The organism is Vibrio sp. 10N.261.51.C6 (genome assembly GCF_041471785.1).
GTDB lineage: Bacteria > Pseudomonadota > Gammaproteobacteria > Enterobacterales > Vibrionaceae > Vibrio > Vibrio crassostreae_C.
In genome coordinates, this window is record NZ_JBFRPB010000019.1 from 246,085 (window position 1) to 269,988 (window position 23,904).

Below are 23,904 nucleotides of genomic sequence, written 5' to 3' on the forward strand. Positions count from 1 at the left end.
AAGCGTGTTTCAATGATGCCTCGTATCCAGATGTATACCGAAGAGAAGTACGTGCTGATGCGAGTTAACCACCAAGCGATTCGTAATATTAAGGTCGGTCAACCTGCGGAATTTGCGACAGCGGTATACCCAGGAAAAGTGTTCTCTGCAACCGTAGAAGGCATTGTAGAAGCCACTGGTGAAGCGCAAGCAAGTTTGCTGGGTATCGATGAGCAGGTTCGTGTTACCACAGGCAAAAACCTTCAGAACAAGCACCACTTTGTTCGTTTAAAAATTGATGAGGCAGAGGGTTACGATATTCCTGTTGGCTCTGTCGGATTAGCGTGGGTAAGCGGTGAGAAGCCTATCAGCTTTATGGCGTTCCTAGACGTAATACGCGGGATCATCATTAGAATGAAGTCTCAACTGTACTTCTTCTACTCCATCTAATACTTCCTATTGGTGAAACAATACCCAAGGCCGTGCGCTCTTAGATCGCACGGGCTTTTTGTTTATTTCACCATTCGTCGCCAGAAAGAACACAAACCCAAAAAACGAATAAACACTCTAAAGTTGCAAATCGCAATTGCATTTTGCAATTGGGTATTTCAAAAACGCAAATTAAACGCTCAAATACGCACCAAATTGCTATAAAACTGCCGTTTTACGTGGTTTTAAAAGTTGGCACACTAACTGCAATGTATATATTGACCCTTCTTAAGCCGAGGGTCACCTAGCCAACTGACGTTGTTAGTGAACCTATTCTTGTTCACAAAATATATAGGCCAATTGCGATTATTGCGATTGGCTATTTTTTTGCCTGCAGTTTGGCCAACCGCCCTCTTTTTCGATACAGACACCCATTCAGACGTATAATAATAAGCATTCATAGCCAACCAAGAACAGCAGATAACCAACGCATTATAGAAAACGTTTTCTATTTTTTTTTTAAAAATAAAGGCAGAAAATAACCCTATGTTTTACAAGATAATCACTGCAATAACTGGTTTTTATGGACCCTTATTGACAAAATTAGCATTGACTATGTGATTTATATCACCATAATGCGCACGTTTGCCTGCAATACGGCGACCGTTAATTTTAATTTTGATCATTTGCGGAGGTAAAAAATGGCTGCTGATAATAACTACAGTCTAGGGCCGGTTCCTACATCGGCTAGGAAAGGAGTCGCTTCACTCACCATGGTAATGCTTGGACTCACTTTCTTCTCTGCAAGTATGTGGACAGGTGGTTCACTCGGGACAGGTCTTTCATTCAACGATTTCTTCCTCGCCGTTCTCATCGGTAACCTAATCCTCGGTATTTACACTTCTTTTCTTGGCTACATCGGCTCATCTACTGGCCTCTCTACCCACCTTCTTGCTCGTTTCTCTTTCGGTACTAAAGGCTCATGGCTTCCTTCTGCTTTACTTGGTGGTACACAAGTCGGTTGGTTTGGTGTGGGTGTTGCGATGTTTGCTATTCCAGTACAAAAAGCAACGGGCATTGATACCAACACCTTGATTATCGTATCTGGCTTATTGATGACGGGTACAGTGTACTTCGGCATTCAAGCGCTAATGGTGCTTTCAGCGATTGCAGTGCCTGCGATTGCGATTCTGGGTGGTTACTCAGTACTGACTGCGGTAGACAGTGTTGGTGGACTAGAGCAATTGCAACTTATTAAACCAGAGACGCCAATGGACTTTTCAATGGCTCTTGCAATGGTTGTAGGTTCGTTCGTAAGTGCGGGTACGTTAACGGCCGATTTCGTTCGCTTTGGTAAAAAGCCAGCAAGCGCAGTATTAATTACTATGGTTGCGTTCTTCATCGGTAACTCGCTGATGTTTATCTTCGGCGCAGCAGGAGCAGCAGCAACCGGTCAGGCTGATATTTCAGATGTGATGATCGCGCAAGGTCTGCTGCTTCCAGCCATCATCGTGCTTGGCTTGAATATCTGGACAACCAATGAAAATGCACTTTATGCATCCGGTTTGGGTTTATCTAACATCACTGGTCGCTCAAGTACTACAATGTCAATCATTAACGGCATTATCGGTACGATTTTCGCACTTTGGTTATACAACAACTTCGTTGGTTGGTTAACCTTCCTTTCGCTGGCGATTCCACCAATTGGTGGCGTAATCATCGCCGACTTCTTCGCGAACCGTAAACGTTACAAAGATTTTGCAAATGCAGAGTTCCAAACCGTTAACTGGGCTGGCATTATCGCGGTAGCAACAGGCGTAGCCGCTGGTCACTTCCTACCTGGCGTTGTTCCTTTGAACGCAGTGTTAGGTGGTGCAATCAGTTACCTCGTGCTTAATCCTCTATTGAACAAAAAAGCTCTGAAATCTCAGGCCGCTTAAGGACACACTATGACAACCTTATTAATCAAGAACGCGAAACTTCAAGACCAAGAAGGCTTGAAACAGATTCTGATTGAAAATGGTCAATTTTCTCGCATTCTCGATAATGGCGCGCAAATCAATCATCAAGGCGACATCCTTGATGCTGAAGGTGGCATTGCAGTTACTCCTTTCTGTGAACCGCACATCCACCTAGATACTACTCAAACTGCTGGTGAGCCTAACTGGAACATCTCTGGCACTTTGTTTGAAGGTATTGAGCGTTGGGCTGAGCGCAAAGAACTGCTATCAATCGAAGACGTAAAGTCTCGTGCCAAGCAAACACTGAAATGGCAGATAGCTAACGGTGTTCAACACGTTCGTACACACGTTGATGTGTCTGACCCAACACTCGTTGCGTTAAGAGCGATGGTTGAAGTTCGTGAAGAGATGAAAGAGTGGGTCGACATCCAGATCGTTGCATTCCCTCAAGAAGGTATTCTTTCATACCCTAACGGCAAAGAGTTGCTTGAAGAAGCAGTGAAGATCGGCGCTGACGTTATCGGTGCTATCCCTCACTTCGAATTCACTCGTGAATACGGGGTTGAATCTTTGCATTATGTGTTCGAGCTTGCACGCAAGTACGACTGTCTGATCGACGTTCACTGTGATGAAATCGACGACGAACAGTCTCGCTTTGTGGAAACATTAGCAGCCCTTGCTCATAAGTTTGAAATGGGCGAGAAAGTAACTGCTAGCCACACCACTGCAATGGGTTCGTACAACGGTGCTTACACATCTCGCCTGTTCCGTCTATTGAAGATGTCAGGTATCAACTTCGTGGCAAACCCGCTAGTGAACATTCACTTACAGGGCCGTTTCGACGATTACCCGAAACGCCGCGGTGTAACGCGCGTTAAAGAGATGCTAGCAGCAGACATCAACGTTTGTTTTGGCCACGATGATGTGTTTGACCCATGGTACCCACTGGGCACAGCGAACATGCTTCAAGTTCTGCACATGGGACTGCATGTAACACAGGTTATGGGCTACGACCAAATCAACAACTCACTTGATTTGATCAGCAAGAACTCTGCTCGCACATTGAACATTCAAGACAACTTCGGTATCGAAGAAGGTAAGCCAGGTAGCTTGCTGATTCTTCCTGCTGACAATGGCTTTGATGCAGTACGCCGCCAAGTACCAGTGCAGTACTCAATACGCCACGGTAAGGTGATTGCAGAGACTCAACCAGCGAAAACAAAAATAAATTTAGATCAAACTGAAGATATCAACTTTAAGCGTTAATATCGTCTATACTAATGATCAAAAGGAAGCTGAGATGCTTCCTTTTGTTGTGTTGGACGAAGCGACAAAACTATCACTAAATCAGTGTAAATCTTGTACATTCGCACGGTATGACAAAAAAAGCACAAATTTCTTAAGCAATGCGTGTACATCTCAAAAGACTGTGTTAACATGCTCTCGCTCTGTTAGCCGGAGTTATTTAAGTTAGATGAATAGTAAAAAATTGACATGTAAAATCGTTACCCGTTTTTGTAAGTAGTTTTTCCTTATTTCTTAGCAATATTAAATAATTCAATTATCAGCGCATTGCATTAAATGCAATCAACAACTTAGAAAATTTATGAATAAGGGACAAATTATGTCTAACACAAATACTGGCACTGTAAAATGGTTTAACGAAGAGAAAGGTTTCGGTTTCATTTCTCAAGACAACGGCGGCGCTGACGTATTCGTACACTTCCGTGCAATCGTTTCTGAAGGCTTCAAAACTCTGAAAGAAGGCCAAAAGGTTTCTTTCGAAGTTGAAAATGGTCAAAAAGGCCTACAAGCAGCAAACGTTGTTGCTCAATAATTAGCTCTTATAGCTAAAAAGAATTTTAAAGCGCTGATTTTTATCGGCGCTTTTTTATGCCTGCTTATAAACATTTCCCCTCTCGATACAGGCTTTCCCCCGTAAACTCTGAACAAATGCAAATCACCAGCCAAGCGTCCTCAACCTAGACTTTCTCAGTTAAAGCTCAACGATCAATTTACGTCACTTTTTGTATGCACTTCCCTAGACAACACTTAATTCTCAGCAATCTTTTGATACTAACTCACGCTACGCCGAAAGTTTGATAAGCCCCAATATGGTTAAAGAACAATCCATTAGATTACGCTTATGAATACGCAATCGATATTCAAAATAAAAATGAGTTATTTATCCAACCCTCATCCACTAATCATATAATTTTTAAAGCAAAGACCTTCGAAATCCGCTAACCTTGTTCGCAAGTGGCTTAGTTGTTTTGGTATCTGCAGTAAAAATAATGAACAAAGACGAATTTCAGAAATCCACCGCAAATCTAAAAAAAGCGGTGCCTCTTATGATGAAGAACAGGGTGTCAACGACACCTGCAAATTACGCACTTTGGTACACCTATGTCGATAACGCTATTCCCCAGCTGACTCAAGACATGGATGGTGTTTTAGAACACTACGGTATTTGTCCTCCTGCCGTTGGTGAGCAGCTATACAACAATTATGTTGCCAGCAAATCCGAAACCAATATCAATGACCTTCGCGCTAATTTGGAACTGTTAGTTTCTGAAGTTTCCAATTCAATGAATGACACCCTGACCGACACCTCCGCTTTTTCTGACATGATCGATAAAAGCTTCGAGGACTTGGCTCGTGTTGATAATGAAAGCCTATCTATTGATGAAGTCATGTCCTTAGTTCGACAGCTGGTGTCTGAATCCCGTCATATTCGTCACTCTACTCAGTTTTTAAACTCTCAGCTAAACTCTGCAACCTCAGAGATCACCAAGCTAAAAACCCAGTTAGTAGAAGTTCAGAAAGATGCGCTTTTCGATAGTACAACCACACTCTATAACCGTCGCTCTTTCGACCGTGACATAGAAACCCTGTGTGAAGCACAACAATCTTTGTGTCTGATTCTTCTCGATATCGACCACTTTAAAAATTTCAACGACACCTATGGCCACTTGTTTGGCGATATGGTGCTTAAAGCGATCGCTCGCAAGCTGAAGTTAAGTTGCCGTGAAGGTATTTCTGCCTATCGATTTGGTGGTGAAGAGTTCGCGCTGATTGTGCCTAACAAGTCTTTGCGTATTGCTCGTCAACTCGCTGATACCAATCGTCGCTCTCTAGAAAAGCTGTCGATAAAAGATCGCCGCAGTGGTCAACAAGTCGGCAGTATCACTGCATCGTTTGGTGTCGCTGAACTTGAACCCGGCGAATCAGCTCAATCGCTGATTGAACGTGCTGATAAGCTACTTTATGAAGCGAAATCACTTGGCCGTAACCGAGTCATGCCTTTGTAAAACACACCAACAATGCTCTTATCGACATATTAGTCGGCTCGTATTGAGACTAGAAAGCCCCAAAGACATTATCTTCGGGGCTTTTTCTTTAGTTGTATAAATTACTTTAGCTAACTAGGATTCACCGTTAGATCTGGAAGCAATAATTCAAGCAGTAGTCTTCACCACTCTTTGATCTGAACTCTTTATCTTCACTGCATGCCTTTGGTTTACCCTTTGCGTCACCTTGAATCAAACTGATCCAGTGGCGCATCGCTGCAATGGTCTCTTCACGCATTGTGGTTGTTGCTTCCATTGGTGATTGGCCAAACGTGGTGCATGATTCCAACTGAATATCATCAATTTCTACTAGCTCAATACAACCTGTCCCTTTGTGGCAACCAAACATCACCTCTAGGTGGCTGCCACTGCCATCTCGAAACAAGATAGAGTCTGGGTCGTTCTTCTCACCCATGTACGCTACAAACTGCTTAGGGTGCTTCAGACCGCTGTGCTGACCGTCTTTAAAGTAAGCCATAATATGGCGGTAATCGACTACGTAGCTGGTTACGTCTTGATGTGAGCCATTCTCTAGTGGGAATAGTCGATCAAGCAGCTGCTTTGCTTTCACTTGCTTTTCAGTTTGCTGATTAGCATTGATTGTCTCCACGGCAAAGACAGCTTCAGCGATAAATGGCTTTGATTGTTTTTGGATTTCTGTTTTATCGAATGTAAGCATATTCATAGTCTTTCCCTCTTGACCAGTCCGGTGATAACCACCGATTTCTACAGCAAAAATGTGTCCTAGAGCAATTATTCCAAACTAACGTTTAATTTATTTGTCATTTTGTGAATTGCTTAGTTTGTAGATTAGCGCTTTTTTACATACAATTTCACAACAAAAATTTTACAATGTGAATTTTACAAATATGGCCTTGTCAAAAAGTTTAGTTCGTCAGTCACATTTCCTAGGTACGAAAATACGTAACCTAAGAAAACGTAACCATTTAACGATGGAAGACCTGTCTGCGCGTTGTATTAGAATCGACCCAGAATGTGCTCCTTCCGTTTCTTACCTTTCAATGATTGAACGTGGAAAGCGGGTTCCGAGCATCGATATGCTGGAAGTGATTGCACAGGTCTTTCAGAAGAATCCGACGTGGTTCCTCGACGACGAATCTGAACAACAAGCCATTGCTCCTGATAAGGGGAATCGTGGTGGGATAAGTGGCATGGCGCTCGAGCCGAGCTTCCTATTCTCAAACGACATCCTGCAAATTGCGATTCCTGAGATGCTGTCACAAACGGGCATTTCAGGCCGCCAGTTTGCGCACCTCTTGATTCGAGCACACCAAGAGAGCAACCAGAACCACTTCCCTGACCTTGAGCGCGCTGCGGAAGAGGTAGGCTTAAAACGTCTTAACCTCAGCGTAGAAGACCTGATAGACATCGCTAGAAGCCTAGGAATCAACATCCGCTGGGTGACGCGCACGCCGCAAGACGTCGTCGATGAGCTCGGAATTAACGCTAAGCAGTTAGTGACCTCCTTCTTTGAGCCTCCCGGTACTATCTTCTTAAACGAGATTCTTAAAGAGTATCCAACTCGTCTGAAATACGACCTTTCGGTTTATATCGGTCATTGCATTCTGCACAGCAAAGAAGGCCTAAAGAGTGTGTTGTCGGTCGGTAACAACAACACGTGGGACGACAACCAGGTATCAGGGCTCAACTCCCAAGATATTCTTCAAGCATGGCGAGACTTTGAATCCAGCTTCTTTGCTGGCGCACTTCTGTGCCCGAAAGTCCCGTTTAGGCAGCTACTTGACCGCACTGGTTACGAAATCGACGTTCACAAAAGAGCAGGGGTTTCCCCCTCTGTTGCGATGCGTCGAATGACTGTAGTATCGCCCTACCCTCACTGGCACTACTTTGATGCTTATGGGCCGGGGAAACTCAAGGCGGTATATCGCGGAAACGGGATTCCACTGCCTTGGGGAAATATGAGAACGGTCGCTGACCCATGTCAACATTGGGCTGTGTTCCGTCGATTATCAGAACCTCGAGCGGGAAGCTCGGCTCAAATATCCATTTTGAACGTGGGTGATGAGCCAAGGATCTACTGCTGTGAATCCATCAATATGACGGATCCTGCGGGTAACAATCGTGTGCTGTGTGCTGGTATAGATCTCAACCCTGCGATTGATGCTCAAGGCGGTAATTCAAGAGACATAGCAGAGCAGCTTAAAGCGTCATGCGTTAACAATGGTGGCTCTGTGGTAATTCCGCGTAACATCAAGAAAGATCTCACGACAATAGCCAAGATTCTAAATATAAATTGGATTGAACGTGGGATTGAGACAGAGGCGAGGCTTATCTGCTCCAGAGGTGGAGAATGCCCACGCCAACCAAGCTGTTACTCTAAGTGTGGTGAGTAAAAAAGTAATAACAAAAAATAGAACCTAAATTTCAGGCAAAAAAAACCAATCACAATAAGGGTGATTGGTCATATATTTTGTGTGAACAAAAAAGGTTCACTAACAACGTCAGTTGGCTAGGTGACCCTCGGCTTAAGAAGGGTCACCATTACTAATGCAGCATGCGTGCCAACTTTTAAAACACGTATTTACTACGCATCTGGACACATATTGGCCGGATATCCTTGTTTGTTTTGCAAACTGGAATTGCAAATTGCAAAATTCAACAAAAACGCTAGTGATTATGTTATTATTAATGAATAATTAAAGATTCATTACCCTTCCCAAAAATGTCATATTTCCCTTAGATTCAATCACTTTAAACAGCAATAAACCTCCCCTAGCTTACTCAAGCTATACGGTTACTCAACATAAACAACACCCATAAAAAAACGCGAACATTGAGATTCAATATTCGCGTTTATTCGATTTCTATGACAGAAAGAACTTAACCCACGAGACGCCTTTTTATAAAGCGACTCATGTTCGTTGCTCTTTCAATATCTCAGAAAAGATTACTTCTGAGGAGCTGGCTTAGAACGGCTTCGAGACGGTTTGTTTGTCGAAGGTTTGTTGCTTGTCGGCTTATTTGACGACTTGCTTGGGCCGTAGCTACCGCCGTAACCAGACTTCTTAGGTTTGCCTGCAGGTTTACCCGCGTTGTTTGGCTTACCAGTACCGTTAGATTTACCCGCACCGCTTGGTTTGCTCAGAGTGTTCTGAGCACCTGCGTTATTTGCAGCAGGTTTATTGCCCGCACTACCGCGTTTAAAGTTGCTGCCGTTGTTTCTTACTGATTTATCTTCAGTTGTCGCAGCTGAGTTGTTTTCAGCAGGTTTCTTACCAGATGTCGGCTTACGCTTTGGAGCCGAACCATTACCAGCTACATGACGCTTGTTCTTACCTGCTGGCTTGTGCCCGCGAGCGTTATCACCAGAGCGTTGACCATCAGCATGTTCACGTGACTGTTTTGCTTTCTTCGGTTTCTTAGGCTTGATTGGACGTGAATCCAAGCGAGACTCAGGTAACTTATTTACTGGAGAGAAACCTTCCAGTTCACGACGCTCTAGCACTTGTTGAATCAGGCGTTCAATACCGAACAGCTCACCCACTTCATCAGCACAAACCAATGAAATCGCTTTACCTACTTCACCTGCACGGCCAGTACGACCGATACGGTGTACATAGTCTTCTGATACATGAGGAAGATCGAAGTTAACTACTTGAGGCAGTTGCGGGATATCGATACCACGAGCGGCGATATCAGTTGCAACAAGTACTCGTACCTTACCTGTTTTGAAGTTCTCTAAGGCTTTAGTACGTGCACCTTGGCTCTTGTTACCATGGATAGGTGCAGCAGTGATGTCTTGCTCTTCAAGGAAGCGAGCAAGCTTGTTCGCACCGTGTTTGGTCTTGCTGAACACCAACACTTGTTGCCAATCGTTATCTTTGATTAGCTTCGCTAGCATTGCGCTCTTTTTCTTTTTGTCTACTGGGTAGATGCTTTGCTCAACCGTTTTTGCCGTTGAGTTTGCAGGGCTTACTGAAATCTCAACAGGATTGTTCACCAAGCCTTTCGCTAAGCTGCGGATATCATCAGAGAACGTCGCTGAGAACAGTAGGTTCTGACGCTTCTTAGGCAAGAAAGCTAAGATCTTACGAATATCGCGGATGAAACCCATGTCTAGCATGCGGTCCGCTTCATCTAGCACTAGGATTTCTAGTTGGTCAAAACGCACTGCATTTTGGTTGTATAGGTCAAGTAGACGACCAGGTGTTGCCACCAACACGTCACTACCTTTACGCAGTTTTTGCATCTGAGGGTTAATCTTCACACCACCAAACACGACCGTCGAAGTCAGCGGTAAGTTAATACCGTACTTCACTACGCTGCCATTCACTTGCGCAGCAAGCTCACGAGTTGGCGTTAGCACGAGCGCACGAACTTGGTTCTGACGTACGCGAGTACCTTTCGATAACATTTCAAGAATAGGTAGCGTGAAGCCTGCAGTTTTACCTGTACCTGTTTGAGCAGCGGCCATAACATCTTTGCCCGTTAGGACAGCTGGCACGGCTTTCTCTTGTATTGGTGATGGCTTATCGTAACCTTGTGCTTCAATAGCTTTAAGGATCGGTTCAGAAAGGCCAAGGGAGGTAAAACTCATAGATTATTTTCTCAGTTGAATAACATTTAGTATGAGCAACACGTTAAAAAGTGCGTTGCTTCAGCTTTTGCTCATCAAATACATTGATACGGAGCAAAGCGCGGTATTCTGAGGCTTTTCCCCCCATTCAGCAACTAAATTCTAATCGCAGCTAAAATTCAACCTAGATAACTTGTCGCTTCTGTTCGTACATTTTTTCATCAGCGGCTTTTAAGAGCGCATCGACATCATTGTAGTTGTTATTGTGAATAACCCAACCCACACTGATTCTGAGATAAATAGAGTGCGCGTCGTACACAACTGGTGCCGAGCATATCGCCTTTCGTAGTTTAGTCACGATCGACGATACGTGTTGATCATCGATAATGCGTGGCAACAAGACCAAGAACTCATCACCGCCTATCCTTGCGACGATATCTGAAACACGCAGCTCACTTCTGATGCGGTTAGCACACTCAATCAATACCTGATCGCCTGCCGCGTGACCATAAGTGTCGTTGATTGCTTTAAACCCATCGAGGTCGATATTTACAACGGCAAAGGTTCTCGCTCTCTGTTTTTGAGTGGTTTTGAAGGCCTGCTTGAGGCTATACATGAAGTATCGACGATTCGGTAACATCGTTAACTCATCATGCATAGAGCGGCTATCTGCAATGCGGTAAAGGCGATAAATAGTAAAGAAAGCAAACGCCAGCACTAATATTATGGAGTAGCCCACCAGCCTTACCGCTTGGATGCGATACCAAGGCTCATCCATCAATACATGTTCGTTACCGGAGAGAGCAAGGTACCAACCCCCGTATGGAAAACTCACCTGTTCAGTGGCAAACGCATTATCAAACACATCCTGAGTACCATAAAAGACAGCGCCATCTTTCCCTGAACTGTTTGCACCACGAATTGCTAATTCATACTTTTTCTCGATCTTGCCGATTCCAACATCTTCAAACAGCTCATCTAAACCGATAACAGCACTGGAGACACCCCAATAATCTTGATTAAAAGGCGGATCTCGGAAGATCGGAGTACGCGTAATGAGGGCTTGCCCACCTTGAAACAACTCAAAGGGACCAGCAATAAAGGTGTTGCCAAGATTACGGGCTATCTCAACAGACTCCCATTGATTTGGGTGATCACGATAATTAATACCGAGAATCTGCTCATTACCTTCCAGCGGGTAAACAAAATTTAGAATGTCGTCTTTGGCGAGTCCGATAAGTCGAATATGGAAGCCATCTTGAATGATATTCTCAGCAATCTTATCCCAATTTTTCACCTCACCATCGGGGTTGATGGTCACTAAGGTCGAGAAATTATTGAGGATATACATATCTGACACGATCGCGGCTTCAATCCGAGAACGAATAATGGATAGTTGCTTTTTTGCCTCTGAATACGATTCGTTTTTAAGAAAAGTTAATTGCTTGGCATGAAAGAACTCAATTGCGCTTACTATCGCAAGGAAAAAAAGAAAAGATACTACTCTGGCAGACCACTGCTTGCTAGAACCACTTGGCATTTACGAACCTCTAACACTATTGTTCTATATACTGCCTTATAACGGCTCATTTCTGGCTTATTGCCCCAGTATGCCGCTAAGTCATTAAAAATCCATACTGACGTCGACTATCTATCAAATATTGAGTGATCCATCACTTCAAACTTCTTTACTAAACGAATGGTTTAATCAAAAAGGGTTAGTGAACCTTATAAAGCTTACATTGTATTGACTCAACGCTTACATTGAAGGATTCATCAATGTTATTTTACATAGACTAATAATCAGCTTGGTACCTCACGACATGAAGTTAAAAACTATCACACTGTGTACATTGCTATCAGCCTCGGTTGCCGTTCACGCACAAGAAAACGTTCAAGCGCCAACCGCAGTGAACGTTCAATCCCAAGCAGATTCGCTCAATTCTCAAGAACAATCTTTCAAGCAATCTGCAGACCTAATTCGCACCACCTACGAAAGCCAGCTTTACACCCTGCCTGCATTCAAAGAAGGTCACTACGGGCTGCGCATGTATCGTCAAACATTAGACGATAAGTATTCAGCGGCGGTGTGGAGCGACATGGCTCGAGTGGCAAGCAAGCTCAGCACCCTGTCGAATGACGTTCAAACCATGGAACAAATCGTACTCTACTCAGAGAAGCGAGTTGCATCTTATATTGGTGATAACGATGAGCGCAGTATTCGACGCTACAACATCACCAAGCACATGCCTGAATACCTTTACCTTGGTGTTGACCTTCTAGGCTCTATGGCTCGTGCTAACGAATACGGTTTAGAACACAAGAACGATGCCAAGCTACGCGAAATCATTCGTCGCTATGACTTCTCACGATACGTGACCAATGAAGACATGGTGAAAGCGTGGGCCGCTCAATTAGCGAATCAGGTTTACTGGTTGCGCCAACTGGGTGAGCAGGATGTCGTTGATGAGTTTGTCGATACCTTCAAAAAAGCGTATCCAGACGATAAAGACAAAAAACTCTCAAGCCAGCAATTCGGCAATAAGATCTATGGTATGACACACGTCATCTTCGGCGACTCAGAATATTACCAACATCAAGTAAGCGAACAAGACCATCAATGGATCTACGATTACTTTAGAGAAAACATCGATACGATTCTGCTGCGTGCGAAAGAAGATGTGATTGCTGAGGTTGGATTAACCTTCTTATTGGCAGGTTTAGAAGATGACCCAGTTCTAGAGAAAACTCGACTCGCGATTCAAGCTTCAATCGATGAGAAACAAGGCATGATCCCTTCAATTACTGGCGATTTTGACCTTGAGTACGGTGAACACCGCAACGTATTAGCAATCATGCTACTCGATTGGCAGCAAGTGAATGAAGCGCCGACTTATGAAGGCAACCCTAAGGTGTTTACTAACATCCCTTACGGACTCATTAAAAACCAACCACCGAAGAACTAGCAACATACCTAGCCTAGGTTCATCATAGAACCCAAAAAGCCTCATACCTTTCAAGGCTGCGGCTTTTTGCTGTTTACTACGTCAGTACTCGTATCAAAAGTTGTTAATATCAAAACCTGCGTAAAGATAAAAACAAAGACGACATCAAGCTCCTGACACGGCTTTGTTCATCACTATCGTAAAATCCCCTTCTGCGTAGCCCTCCGTTAAAGAGACATCATCGCAGAGCGTTTTACAGAAACGATAGACACCTTGAGGGTGATAACTCATCAAGGTATTACGCGAAGGATACTGGCTTGAGTTGAGAAGATTAAAAATCACCGTCTGATTCGCCAGTTCATACATGCGAGTAATCATGTTTGTCAGATAATCAGAATCACGAGAGATGTAGTTCAGTGAACCACTCGCGATGACAATGTCGTGCGCCTCAAGTTTCATTTTGCTCATATCACCCGACAAAAACCGACAACGATCTTCTGTATAGTTTTGCTTTGCCTTCTTAAGAAAGCCTGCGTGTTGGTCAACGCCGGTATAAGATTGAATGCGATAGATGCTGTCGAGCAGCTCAAACAGCTCGCCATAGCCGCAACCCAAATCTAAAACACTCTTCTTTTCGAAGTCCGCTGCACGAGCGATCACTTCAAAGCGACACAACTGGCTCTCTTCGCTAGTCCAACCTAAAGCTTTAGCCTTGTCGCCATTCGAGCGGTTTGTCTGCTTTCGATGATAGCGATACACCTTCCAACGATCGAGCCAGTGCATTACGAGAAATCCACCCACACTTCACGACCACCAGCCAGCTCTTGGTTATGGTATTGCCATTGATATTGCGCGAGCAGCTTTTCGGTGAGCTCTAACCCTAGACCAAAGCCCAAATGATTGTCTTCTATCGTGCCGTCAGTGTTGTGATTAACAATGGTGACTTTCGAGCCTACCTGAACGATGCCCACGGTACCGCTTCCTGTGTGTTGGAAAGCATTGCGAATCAAATTGGTCAGCACTATGCGAGTGAGTCCGACTGGCAACTGACATTGTGTGTCGTCGCGTTCAAGATTCACAGCCACGGCTTTGCCATTCAATAGATAGCTTAAATCGTGGTTTATTTGTTGCAGCAGTTCACCGAGATGTATGTTTTCTAGAGGCAGATCTTTGTCTTGTTGTCGGGTAAGCCACAACAAGGTTTCTGTCAGATCTGTCATGGTGAAACCCGCGCGCTTGATTCGATCAATGACTTCAAGCTGCTTTTCTGGGCTCTTTCCCTTTTGAATCAACTTCTCTAGCAATTCACTATTTGTTCTTGTGACCGCAATAGGAGTACGTAATTCGTGGCTCGCGTAACCCAAAAATTTCTGCTCTCGTTCTAAGCTGTTTTGAACCGAACTCAAACTATCACGAATGATGTTAGCCAAGGTGTTCAGTTCACTGAAGTGAAAATCAGGTGTCGGTTCACTGAGGTTATCTTTATCTAGCGATTTGGCCCAGTTCTTTAGCTGCTCAACAGGCGATGCCACCTTACGTAACACCAAAACCAAGATAACGAAAAACAGTACGATCGCACCCAGTGCGGTCAAAAGAATCGTGATAAAGTGCGGAAGCCCTTCATCATTAATGAAAGGGTCATGTTTTTGAGCAAACACCGCAGAAACATAACGAACCTCATTACCTTTCATCACCTTCATGGCGAAATAGCCTTTCTCGGGAGGTGAGAATATAGATTTGCCAATGATTATTTTGGTCATGCGGTTGAATTGCAGTTCGTTCTGGTTAAGGTTGTTCTGAATACTTTGTGGCAAGTCGGTCCATTGGGTCGCCACCGTAAATTCTTGATTGGTCATAGGCTTACCCGGCTTTACCGCATCTTGTTGCGCTTGGGCAATCATAGAGCCACGCATAGCGATATCCATCCCAGAGACAAAGTAATTTACGCTCAAGGCAGAAAGAACCAGAATCGTCGTCACACCTGTAACCAGAATCGCCAATAAAACGTAGATCCTTAGACTTGGTCTGATCTTCATTCTTGTCGTAACTCCTTAATCGCAAAACCTTTACCCGCAATGGTATGCAGCAGCTTATTGTCTTGTTCAGCATCGACTTGTTTACGCAGATTGAAGATATGCACTTTTAAGCTATTACTGTCTGGTTGATCGTCGCCCCACACGCCCTGCATAATGGTCTCACGAGAAACAGGATTAGGGCTAGAACGCATCAAGATTTCCAGTATTTTGAGTGCGGTAGGCGAAAGCTTTAAAGGGGAATTATCGCGATAGGCTTGATGCTGTTTTAGGTCAATTTCCAAATCGCTTACCGACAAGCGGCGAACCTGACCACTGCGTCGCTTCGCCAACACTTGCACTCGAACAATCAACTCTTCCATTGCAAAAGGTTTCACCAGGTAATCATCGGCCCCTTTTGAAAAGCCTGTCAGCTTATCATCAAGCGTATCACGTGCAGTCAGCATCAAAACGGGTGTATCAATACCCTGCGTTCTGAGATTCTCACACACCTGCAAGCCGTTCATTTTAGGTAAGTTGAGATCGAGAATTACCGCGTCATATCGGTTTGTTTCGATGAGGTTGAGTCCAGCTAAACCATTCGCTGCATGATCGCACTGGATATCTTCTAAATCGAGGTAATCAATAACAGCAGTGGCTAAATCAAGGTCGTCTTCAACCAAAAGCAATTGAAGCTTATCTGTGAGTTTATTGGTGACGGATTCTGCCATCGTGACGACCTCTATTGTTAGTTGTAGTGTAGCTTTGTAGTGATCTTTAATATCTTGTTCGGTAATGAACCTAGACCGAAGTTGCTGAGCCTCGCTCGGCATTTATCAGCCTAGATATCATTAGCTTAGCTATTGTTAGGCCGTTTGTTCAACGCCTTTGACTCGATTTGTGACTTTAAGAATCAGAGACTTAATCTCACACTGAATCATTAACAATGCTGGCGTTAGAATCAGTGTAATAAACGTCGCAAACAAAATACCGTAGCCTAGCGCCGCTGCCGCAGGGATCAGGAACTGAGCCTGTAAAGACGTTTCACTTAATAGTGGCGTCAAACCTGCAAACGTCGTGACCGATGTAAGTAATACCGCTCTTAGTCGACCAGAACACGCTTCAACAATCGCATCGTGAACCGACTTGCCCTGCTCTTTGATTAGCTCGTTGAAACGAGAAACCAACAACAAGCTGTCATTCACCACCACACCGCTCAACGCAAGGATACCGTTTAACGATAGGATACTGATTGTTAAGTCATTCCACCAGTGCCCTAAGATTGCCCCAACAATACCAAATGGAATCGCTGTCATGATGATCACTGGTTGAATGTAAGACTTCAGCGGGATAGCAAGCAGCGTATAAATCGCTATCATGGCAAGTATGAACATACTCATCATTGAACTAGCCGTCTCTTCTTGTTCTTCCGTTTCGCCAGCAAAGTCGACCGTTAATCCCGGGTATTGCGCTTCTAAATCGGGTACTAATGTGTCTTGCAACTGATGAACAAGCTCAGCAGGTGCAACCACGTCTTTATCTAATACTGCACTGATGTACACCGCTCGTTGGCTATCAATGCGTGTGATCTCTGATACTTGGTAATCAGAATATACTTCAGCAACCGTGCTCAAAGGCACCACGGTACCGTCGTTGGTTCTCACGCTCGCTTGCTTGATATCCGCAATGGTTTGGCGATCCGATTCAGGGTAACGAACTCGAACTTTTACCTCATCCTTACCACGCTGGAACTGCTGAACGATATCACCACCAAACGCCTGTAATACTTGTTGTGAAAGGCTTGCCGTATCGAAACCTAACGCACGGCCTTGCTGTGTTAATTCAAAACGATACTGAGGCTCACCAAGATCCAAGTTATGGTCAATACCACTCACACCTTCAATCGCTTGCAGCTTGGTTAAGAATTCATTACCCGCCGCAGTCACTGATTCTTCATTCCATGCTTTCAGCTCTACTTTGAAGTTGTCGACCATCTCCATTTTAGACAAGATCTTGAGCTTCTTAACCCCTTCCATCTGGCCCACAGTCTCTTGCCAAGCATCAGCAAACTCGTTCGATGTGTAGACACTGTCGCTGTCCAATTCAATTTTCACTTGGCCAGAATCATCGGCATCCGCGATAACTTGAAGACTCAACAGCTTAGACGCTTCATCTTGAGCACCGTATTTGGCTCTCAGTGTTTCATCCGTTTGTGTTGCCGCCGCTTCAAGCACTAATAAGTTTTGTTGTGTTTGGCCAAAGCTCGCGTCGTTTTGCATCGACATATCCGCAGTTACCGTATCACCCGGCATATCAGGGAAGAACGCTACACGAACCGCCCCCGTCATTGGTAACCCAGCAACTAAAATAAGCAATGACAAGAAAACCATCACTACCGCATAACGCAGTTTCAGCGCCCATTCAATTGTGGGGCAGTAGATACGCTTATTAAACCAACCTAGCCCAGTATCGGCAGCATGTTGAACGCGAGCCCACAGCCCCTTCTTCTCACTACGCTTAGTATTAATATGAGCAAGGTGCGATGGCAGAATGAACTTAGACTCAACTAAAGACAGCAACAAACAGATAATCACGACCGTGCCGAATTGAGCGTAAATTTGCCCCATTTTACCGTCAACATTCGCTAACGCTAAGAAGGCAACAACTGTCGTTAACACACCAAATATAGTCGGTGATGCCACCTTCATGGTGCCTCGTATAGTACTGCCTATCGAATCGCCTTCTTCTTTGCGCGTGGAATAGATACTTTCCCCAACCACCACCGCATCATCGACTACTATCCCGAGCGCCATAATGAAACCAAAGGTGGTCATTTCATTGATGGTTAACCCCATGAAGGTATCTGTCATGAAGAACATGGTGCCAAAAAAGACAAACGGTAAGCCAGCTGCTACCCAGAAAGCGACACGCACGTTTAAGAATACCGCTAACACCATGAACACCAATGCAATACCGGTGAGCGCGTTCTTCATCAATAGGCTTAAGCGGTCTTTGATCATGGTACTTTTGTCGTACCAAGTTTCGATTTCGACATCGCTCGGCAGCATGTTGCTGTTTTCCCAGCGTTCTACCACTTTCTCTGCTTGTTCAACAATGCTGACGACGTCTCCGTATTCATCCATCACGATCTGAATTGCCATCGCATTCTGTTGGTTATAGCGAGACAGCATGAAAGTGTCGTCGGCAAACATGTCTTCTACATTGGCAATATCACCCAAGGTAATTTGCGTACCGTCAGTCGTCGTCATCACCGGAATCGCATTGAAATCTTGGATCTCATACGCCTGTTCAGAAACCTTCAAACGAACCGTTTTTTCGCCATTGCGAAGGCTAGTCGAGATAGCCGCAGAAGATTCCGCATTGATCGCTTCAGAAACGTCAGTCAGAGTTAAGCCGTAAGCCTGTAGCTTGTTCTCATCAACCTCAACCGAGATCATAGGATCGGCTTTGGCTTTGATTTCCAAATCACGAATGGATGACTGGCTCAGTAGATCTGATTTCAATTGCTCGGCTAAGCTCTGCAGCGTTGCTCTGTCTGCATCCCCATAAAGCTGTACCCATAAGGCATGATCTTGCATGCGAGCTTTATCAATCACAGGATTATCAGCGCCAGAAGGCAGGTTATTGATCGCATCTACCTTGGTTTTTACGTCGGCTAATAGGGTATCAAGATCGTAAGTGCTGGTTTTTTCGATCGAAACATGGCTGCCATTCGCATCAGACGTTGACGTAATACGCTTAATGCCCGGTACGGTTTCTAACGCATCTTCAATCTTAATCGCTAGGCCTTCTTCCGCCTGAATAGGGTCACCACTGTCATAGGTCACAGATACAGTTACCACATCGGGTTCAAGGCTTGGAAATGCTTCTTTACGTAGCGTGTTAAGCGATAAAAGACCGATGATGATCACGCCCACTAACAACAAATTCGCCGCTACAGAGTTATTCGCGAACCATGCGATTGCGCCAGTGTGTGGTTTAGTTGGCTTCTGGTTACTGTCCGCTTGGTTATTCGGTTTCAACTCATGAGACATGACTAACCCTCCGCCTTAGCCAGAACGACCATGCCCGCTTTAAAGCTGCTTAACGGACGCTTAACCACTTGTACACTGTCACCAATTTCCACGCCCAGTTTGGTAGGGTCGATATAAATCAAACCACCCTTTTCAAATTCAACATTCGCGTTTGATTTCGAAAGTTGACCGCTATCATCCACAAACCACAGGTCACCTTGTTGCGAAAGTGCAGAAGCCGGAAGCTCCCACAATTGAGTTAGTTGCTTGCCTGAAATCGTTGCTTGTACGAATGTGCCTGGATAAAGATCTTTCTCTTGCTCCAAAGGATTATCGACTTTAACGATCAATGAACGTTGACGCGTGTCTTGTTGTAAGTGCTGCTCAACACGCTCGACATAACCTTGCCATTGGAATTGACCGTCAGAACTCGATAGAGTCACTGGCCACGGCTGCTCTTTCAGTTGGGTGTTATCGCTGTTGGGTAGGCTCAACCATTGGCTTTCAGAAAGGGGGACAGAAACTTCAACCTCATCAACGCTGTATAACGTGGCTATCTGAGCGCCCGTTTGTGCGTAGCTTCCCGGTTGAACATCACGGCTCACGACCAACGAATCAAAAGGGGCAACCAAGGTTGTTTTTTCGAGGTCTTGCTCAGCCTTTACCAACTCTAGCTTGGCGTTCTCCAAGGCTGCTGTTACTTGTGCCAGTTGTGGATCACGTAATACTAAAGGTGAATCCGGCTCGCCAGACAAACCAGAACGTTGCCATTCAGACTTAGCTTGTTCGCCTTGCCTCTGTTCTTCCAATAAATCCAGTTGAGCTTGAGCAACATTCGCCTTCGCTTGAGTTACCGCTTGTTGGTAACTGGTCGAATCGATATTAGCGATCACTTCGCCTTGGCCAATCACTTGCCCAGTTTCAAACTGCGAGCTGATTGTCTCTACTCGACCACCAACTTCCGTCGAAAACATCAGCTCATAACGCGACTTCGCTTCTCCGTACCCCACCACTTCTGCTTGGTAGTCACCGAGAGTGACAAGTACCACAGACACTTGCTGTTGTTGTGAAGCTGGCAAGGTCGTCGTATCAATAGACTTGGTTTGAATAGGCGTAGCTTGAGGCTCTGAAACCGTTAGTTCATTCGTCTTTTTAGGAGCAGGAGCCACTTGTGAACCATTGTAAGCAAGGGCAGCAAAAATGCTTGAACCAGCAACTAAGGTGATTGCAATTGTGATGGTGTTCAGTTTCATGAAGATACTCCCAAGCCCAGAGCTAGGCCTAAATCAATTCGGTTTACGAGACGGTTATAAATGGTTTGTGTTAACTGCGCTTCAAGGTCATAGGTTTGCTGCTGAACAGTAAGTAGATCAAAAATGTCGACCAAGCCCTGACGGTATTTCTCTTCATAGCTAGTGAAGCTGCGTTGTGCGCTTACCAAGGCGTTCGTTAGGTGTTGCTGTTGAAGCGTTAATGAGGACTCTTGCCCCATTGCGTTTTCCACTTCATTCACCGCATTGAGCAGTGTTTCTTGGTAAGCCCAGTAGCTGGTTTCTGTGGTTAGGGCAGCAATTTCTGCCTGTGCTTTTAGCTTGCCACCTTGAAACAGTGGTGCTGACACTTGGCCAAGCGCACTCCACAAAGGCCCGGTAAGCAGAGCTTCGCTCGGAGAATCCGCCATATCGGTTAGGCTGGCAGATAAGCTGATAGATGGCAGCATCGCTTTGTACGCCGCGTCAGCACGCAATGTTTCTGCTTCGATATTAAAGAAAGCGGCTTGAAGATCGGGACGACCTGCTAGATCTTGTGTCGGCATGTTTTCTAGCGGATTAATGATGGTTGGGAATGAACCGAGCTCAGCAAGGGATAGCTCATCAGACTCACCACTCCATTGCCCTGTTAACAAAACCAACTCACGTCGACTTTGTGCAAGCTGCTCACGGTAATCAGCTAAGGTTGCTTGAGTCGATGCGCTGCTGGTTTTTGCATTATCTAGATCTTCAAGGCTACCTAGCCCTGCTCGATAACGTTCTAAAACAAGTTCTTCATTGTTTTCTAGAATCACCAAACGCTGCGTTTCAATATCAACAAGCTGTTGCTTCAAACTGATATCAAGCCAACCTCTCATCACACTCGCGACCAAAAGATCTTGAGCGCCCTGAAGGTTAGCCTGAGACGTCGCAATGTCTTTCAAAGCGGCGTTGTTTGTGTCTGCAAGCTTCTGCCATAGATCGAGCTCCCAACCAACCGTGACATCAGTGGTGTAGGTTTCAGTAGTGCTTGAGCCGTTAGTGCCTTCGTCAGCTTGACCAGAAAAGCTCGCATCGACGGTTGGTAAGCGATCACCTGAAGTTACACCTTGCTGCGCATAAGCTATTTTGAGTGCTGTAATGCTTTGTTGGAGGCTTGGGCTGTTCTGCAGAGCGCGCTCGATATAGAGATCGAGCTCCGGTGCATTCACTAAATCGGTCAGTTGTAGGTTTTCAGCGTCTCGATCTTGTTGAGTCGACGCTTGATCACTAGAAGCCTGTTGAATCAGCTCTGCGAGTAAGCTTTGTTGTGTCTGATTAGTGCTTTGCTCAGCGAGTGAAACATAGTCGGCCTGACTGGTTGTCGTGCAACCCATCAATCCGATTAGAGCAAGTGAAATAAGGGAATGTTTTAAAGGAAGATTCAATTTCATCTTCTTGTCTCCTGTAAGAATGGAGACAAGATAACGAGCTGGGGGTTAAGAGAGGGTTAAGGCGAACGTTAACCCCAAAAGAAAATACAAAAAGCGTACGTTTAAACTTCAGCTTTACGCTTCTGACTTGCTTGAAAAGAGCCCACCGATTTTATAACCGATCGCATAGCAAACCACGGCGACAGTAACAAACACCAATGCCGAGAAGAAATACGCTACAGACGCTGCGACACCAGCCCCCCACACCACGCTGAACACTAAACCGAGATAAGCCTCTTTTGGCCACTGGTAGATAGGAAACTGAGCGCCGCCAGCAATTAGGTAAACCATCGCAAACAAGCCAATGAAGGTAACAATAAGACCGATGAGAACGCGAATGTTCATGGAGAGACCCTTGATTAATTTAGCTTGGTTGCCATTGTTCCTAATCGAAAGCGGATATGCTTAGTCGGAACCGAATATTCTCAATCGAAATCGAATGTTCTTAATCGAAGCCGAATGTTATTAATCGCAACCTGATGATATTCAAGTATATCGGATAAAAGGAACTGGCTCTATTACTCTTCCGAGTGAGCTTTTATTCACGATAGACAAATCACAGTCGACGGCCAAAACCTGATTTCGCCTGATTAACAGGCACAAAAAAGCGGACACCCTCCTTACGTTAACTCCGTAAGTAAACGTCCGCTTTAACTGAATCTAGCTTAAAGCAGGATGAAAATACCCGCTAAGCATGCACTCATTAGGTTTGCTAGCGTACCAGCAGCTACAGCTTTCAAACCTAAGTTTGCAACTTCAGCACGGCGCTCTGGTGCCATAACACCGATTGAACCTAACTGAATCGCGATAGAACCAATGTTAGCAAAGCCACATAGAGCAAAAGTCACGATCACTTGGCTGTGTTCAGATAACAGAGCTTTGTTCTCAACGAAGTCGATGAAAGCAACAAACTCGTTCATAACGATCTTCTGACCGATGTAAGAACCCGCCATCAATACTTCGTCACTTGGGATACCGATCAGCCATGCAAGAGGCGAGAACAGGTAACCAAAGATAGCTTGTAGCGTAATACCCGCAAAACCGAACGTTTCACCTAGGCTTTCTAGGCCAGTGTTGACCATCGCAATCACACTCACGAATGCAACCAACATAGTACCAACCGCTACCGCAACCTTCATACCGTTCATCGCACCGCTTGCCAATGCATCAATCACGTTGCTTTGGTCAGCTTTATCTAGTTCGATATCGTCGTAATCACTTGGTGTGCTGCGCTCAGGAACGATGATCTTCGCCATTAACAGGCTACCCGGAGCCGCCATAAAGCTTGCAGCGATTAGGTATTTAAGCTCAACACCCAGGCCAGCATAACCACCAAGTACACTACCCGCTACCGACGCCATACCACCTGCCATGACAGCAAACAGTTCCGAACGAGTCATAGACTTTAAAAAGGGACGAATTAGAAGAGGAGACTCACCCTGAGAAAGGAAGATATTACCTGTAGCAACCAGAGATTCAGCTTTACTTGTACCCAGCAGTTTTTGCACCGCTCCGCCCAAGATTTGAATCACTTTCTGCATAACGCCTAAATAATAGAGCGCAGAGATCAAAGCACTGAAGAAGATAATGATTGGAAGTACGCGAACCGCGAAAATGAAGCCTTCAGTAGCCAGATCACCAAATAGGAAAGCGATACCAACGTCTGCAAAACCAAGCAAACTCGAAACGCCATTGCTTAGGCTTGTTAACGCCAGTTGTCCCCAAGGGAAATACAATACTAAGGCTGCAAAACCGATTTGAAGTAATAGTGCACGAGAGACCGTTTTCCATTTAATTGAAGAACGACTTTCAGATAACAGGTACGCGCAAGCAATCAGTGCAAGAACACCGACAAAACCAAATAGAATATTCATAATGTGTCCTAGTAATCCTTAAAGAGTGAACATGAGCCAA

The 23,904-nt window shown here is 44.9% G+C and carries 17 protein-coding genes and 1 pseudogene; 7 read left to right on the top strand and 11 right to left on the bottom strand.

Annotated features, from left to right (window positions below):
* From AB4375_RS05425 to AB4375_RS05445, 5 genes and pseudogenes are all read left to right on the top strand, one after another.
* Nucleotides 1–429: pseudogene (locus tag AB4375_RS05425) on the top strand (HlyD family secretion protein); the annotation flags it as partial.
* A gap of 680 nt (nucleotides 430–1,109) precedes the next feature.
* Complete coding sequence (gene codB / locus AB4375_RS05430; RefSeq protein ID WP_032545811.1) at nucleotides 1,110–2,348, top strand: cytosine permease; 1,239 nt, start codon at nucleotides 1,110–1,112, stop codon at nucleotides 2,346–2,348.
* Between the two features lie 9 nt (nucleotides 2,349–2,357).
* Nucleotides 2,358–3,635 (top strand): cytosine deaminase, encoded by a 1,278-nt coding sequence (locus AB4375_RS05435; protein WP_017068656.1) that lies wholly within the window; start codon nucleotides 2,358–2,360, stop codon nucleotides 3,633–3,635.
* 358 nt (nucleotides 3,636–3,993) lie between these two features.
* Nucleotides 3,994–4,206, top strand: a complete 213-nt coding sequence (locus AB4375_RS05440) for a cold-shock protein (protein ID WP_004740083.1) — start codon at nucleotides 3,994–3,996, stop codon at nucleotides 4,204–4,206.
* A gap of 457 nt (nucleotides 4,207–4,663) precedes the next feature.
* On the top strand, nucleotides 4,664–5,680 hold the full coding sequence (locus AB4375_RS05445) for a GGDEF domain-containing protein (RefSeq protein ID WP_017060611.1): 1,017 nt from the start codon (nucleotides 4,664–4,666) through the stop codon (nucleotides 5,678–5,680).
* Nucleotides 5,681–5,807: 127 nt separating this feature from the next.
* Here AB4375_RS05445 and AB4375_RS05450 read toward each other — a convergent pair whose 3' ends face one another.
* Nucleotides 5,808–6,404, bottom strand: coding sequence for a hypothetical protein (locus tag AB4375_RS05450; protein WP_372051155.1), 597 nt, complete (start codon nucleotides 6,402–6,404; stop codon nucleotides 5,808–5,810).
* 169 nt (nucleotides 6,405–6,573) lie between these two features.
* On the opposite strand from AB4375_RS05450, the gene AB4375_RS05455 reads away from it, so the two are divergent.
* Nucleotides 6,574–8,094, top strand: coding sequence for a DUF3612 domain-containing protein (locus tag AB4375_RS05455; protein WP_372051156.1), 1,521 nt, complete (start codon nucleotides 6,574–6,576; stop codon nucleotides 8,092–8,094).
* A gap of 554 nt (nucleotides 8,095–8,648) precedes the next feature.
* On the opposite strand, the gene AB4375_RS05460 is transcribed toward AB4375_RS05455, so the two are convergent.
* On the bottom strand, nucleotides 8,649–10,298 hold the full coding sequence (locus AB4375_RS05460; protein WP_372051157.1) for a DEAD/DEAH box helicase: 1,650 nt from the start codon (nucleotides 10,296–10,298) through the stop codon (nucleotides 8,649–8,651).
* A 163-nt stretch (nucleotides 10,299–10,461) separates the two neighbouring features.
* Nucleotides 10,462–11,817, bottom strand: a complete 1,356-nt coding sequence (locus AB4375_RS05465; RefSeq protein WP_372051158.1) for a diguanylate cyclase — start codon at nucleotides 11,815–11,817, stop codon at nucleotides 10,462–10,464.
* 283 nt (nucleotides 11,818–12,100) lie between these two features.
* Here AB4375_RS05465 and AB4375_RS05470 point away from each other — a divergent pair, with 283 nt between their 5' ends.
* Entirely contained in the window at nucleotides 12,101–13,243 is a 1,143-nt protein-coding gene (locus AB4375_RS05470) for a DUF3541 domain-containing protein (protein WP_017060606.1), read from the top strand.
* Between the two features lie 144 nt (nucleotides 13,244–13,387).
* Here the strand turns inward: AB4375_RS05470 and AB4375_RS05475 are convergent, their stop codons facing one another.
* The 8 genes from AB4375_RS05475 to AB4375_RS05510 all read right to left on the bottom strand — a co-directional run bounded on the left by AB4375_RS05475 (nucleotide 13,388) and on the right by AB4375_RS05510 (nucleotide 23,864).
* The gene (locus AB4375_RS05475; protein WP_372051159.1) at nucleotides 13,388–14,005 is read right to left on the bottom strand and encodes a class I SAM-dependent methyltransferase; all 618 of its coding nucleotides are present in this window, start codon (nucleotides 14,003–14,005) and stop codon (nucleotides 13,388–13,390) included.
* Nucleotides 14,005–15,258, bottom strand: a complete 1,254-nt coding sequence (locus AB4375_RS05480) for a sensor histidine kinase (RefSeq protein ID WP_372051160.1) — start codon at nucleotides 15,256–15,258, stop codon at nucleotides 14,005–14,007. Before AB4375_RS05480 ends, AB4375_RS05475 begins: the two co-directional genes overlap by 1 nt.
* On the bottom strand, nucleotides 15,255–15,965 hold the full coding sequence (locus AB4375_RS05485) for a response regulator transcription factor (protein ID WP_372051161.1): 711 nt from the start codon (nucleotides 15,963–15,965) through the stop codon (nucleotides 15,255–15,257). The genes AB4375_RS05480 and AB4375_RS05485 overlap by 4 nt, the downstream gene beginning before the upstream one ends.
* 135 nt (nucleotides 15,966–16,100) lie before the next feature.
* Entirely contained in the window at nucleotides 16,101–19,289 is a 3,189-nt protein-coding gene (locus AB4375_RS05490; protein WP_372051162.1) for an efflux RND transporter permease subunit, read from the bottom strand.
* A 2-nt stretch (nucleotides 19,290–19,291) separates the two neighbouring features.
* On the bottom strand, nucleotides 19,292–20,521 hold the full coding sequence (locus AB4375_RS05495; RefSeq protein ID WP_372051163.1) for an efflux RND transporter periplasmic adaptor subunit: 1,230 nt from the start codon (nucleotides 20,519–20,521) through the stop codon (nucleotides 19,292–19,294).
* Nucleotides 20,518–21,951, bottom strand: coding sequence for a TolC family protein (locus AB4375_RS05500; RefSeq protein WP_372051164.1), 1,434 nt, complete (start codon nucleotides 21,949–21,951; stop codon nucleotides 20,518–20,520). Before AB4375_RS05500 ends, AB4375_RS05495 begins: the two co-directional genes overlap by 4 nt.
* Nucleotides 21,952–22,065: 114 nt before the next feature.
* Nucleotides 22,066–22,335, bottom strand: coding sequence for a hypothetical protein (locus tag AB4375_RS05505; protein WP_017060599.1), 270 nt, complete (start codon nucleotides 22,333–22,335; stop codon nucleotides 22,066–22,068).
* Nucleotides 22,336–22,655: 320 nt separating this feature from the next.
* Nucleotides 22,656–23,864 (bottom strand): NupC/NupG family nucleoside CNT transporter, encoded by a 1,209-nt coding sequence (locus tag AB4375_RS05510; protein ID WP_372051165.1) that lies wholly within the window; start codon nucleotides 23,862–23,864, stop codon nucleotides 22,656–22,658.
* Nucleotides 23,865–23,904 lie beyond the last annotated feature (40 nt).

What these genes read in the sequence shown, in the direction of transcription:
- AB4375_RS05485 (WP_372051161.1), bottom strand. Translation starts at nt 15,965, where the DNA reads ATGGCAGAATCCGTCACCAATAAACTCACAGATAAGCTTCAATTGCTT.
- AB4375_RS05510 (WP_372051165.1), bottom strand. Translation starts at nt 23,864, where the DNA reads ATGAATATTCTATTTGGTTTTGTCGGTGTTCTTGCACTGATTGCTTGC.
- AB4375_RS05470 (WP_017060606.1), top strand. Translation starts at nt 12,101, where the DNA reads ATGAAGTTAAAAACTATCACACTGTGTACATTGCTATCAGCCTCGGTT.
- codB (WP_032545811.1), top strand. Translation starts at nt 1,110, where the DNA reads ATGGCTGCTGATAATAACTACAGTCTAGGGCCGGTTCCTACATCGGCT.
- AB4375_RS05475 (WP_372051159.1), bottom strand. Translation starts at nt 14,005, where the DNA reads ATGCACTGGCTCGATCGTTGGAAGGTGTATCGCTATCATCGAAAGCAG.
- AB4375_RS05450 (WP_372051155.1), bottom strand. Translation starts at nt 6,404, where the DNA reads ATGAATATGCTTACATTCGATAAAACAGAAATCCAAAAACAATCAAAG.
- AB4375_RS05465 (WP_372051158.1), bottom strand. Translation starts at nt 11,817, where the DNA reads ATGCCAAGTGGTTCTAGCAAGCAGTGGTCTGCCAGAGTAGTATCTTTT.
- AB4375_RS05445 (WP_017060611.1), top strand. Translation starts at nt 4,664, where the DNA reads ATGAACAAAGACGAATTTCAGAAATCCACCGCAAATCTAAAAAAAGCG.
- AB4375_RS05500 (WP_372051164.1), bottom strand. Translation starts at nt 21,951, where the DNA reads ATGAAATTGAATCTTCCTTTAAAACATTCCCTTATTTCACTTGCTCTA.
- AB4375_RS05490 (WP_372051162.1), bottom strand. Translation starts at nt 19,289, where the DNA reads ATGTCTCATGAGTTGAAACCGAATAACCAAGCGGACAGTAACCAGAAG.
- AB4375_RS05480 (WP_372051160.1), bottom strand. Translation starts at nt 15,258, where the DNA reads ATGAAGATCAGACCAAGTCTAAGGATCTACGTTTTATTGGCGATTCTG.
- AB4375_RS05505 (WP_017060599.1), bottom strand. Translation starts at nt 22,335, where the DNA reads ATGAACATTCGCGTTCTCATCGGTCTTATTGTTACCTTCATTGGCTTG.
- AB4375_RS05435 (WP_017068656.1), top strand. Translation starts at nt 2,358, where the DNA reads ATGACAACCTTATTAATCAAGAACGCGAAACTTCAAGACCAAGAAGGC.
- AB4375_RS05495 (WP_372051163.1), bottom strand. Translation starts at nt 20,521, where the DNA reads ATGAAACTGAACACCATCACAATTGCAATCACCTTAGTTGCTGGTTCA.
- AB4375_RS05460 (WP_372051157.1), bottom strand. Translation starts at nt 10,298, where the DNA reads ATGAGTTTTACCTCCCTTGGCCTTTCTGAACCGATCCTTAAAGCTATT.
- AB4375_RS05440 (WP_004740083.1), top strand. Translation starts at nt 3,994, where the DNA reads ATGTCTAACACAAATACTGGCACTGTAAAATGGTTTAACGAAGAGAAA.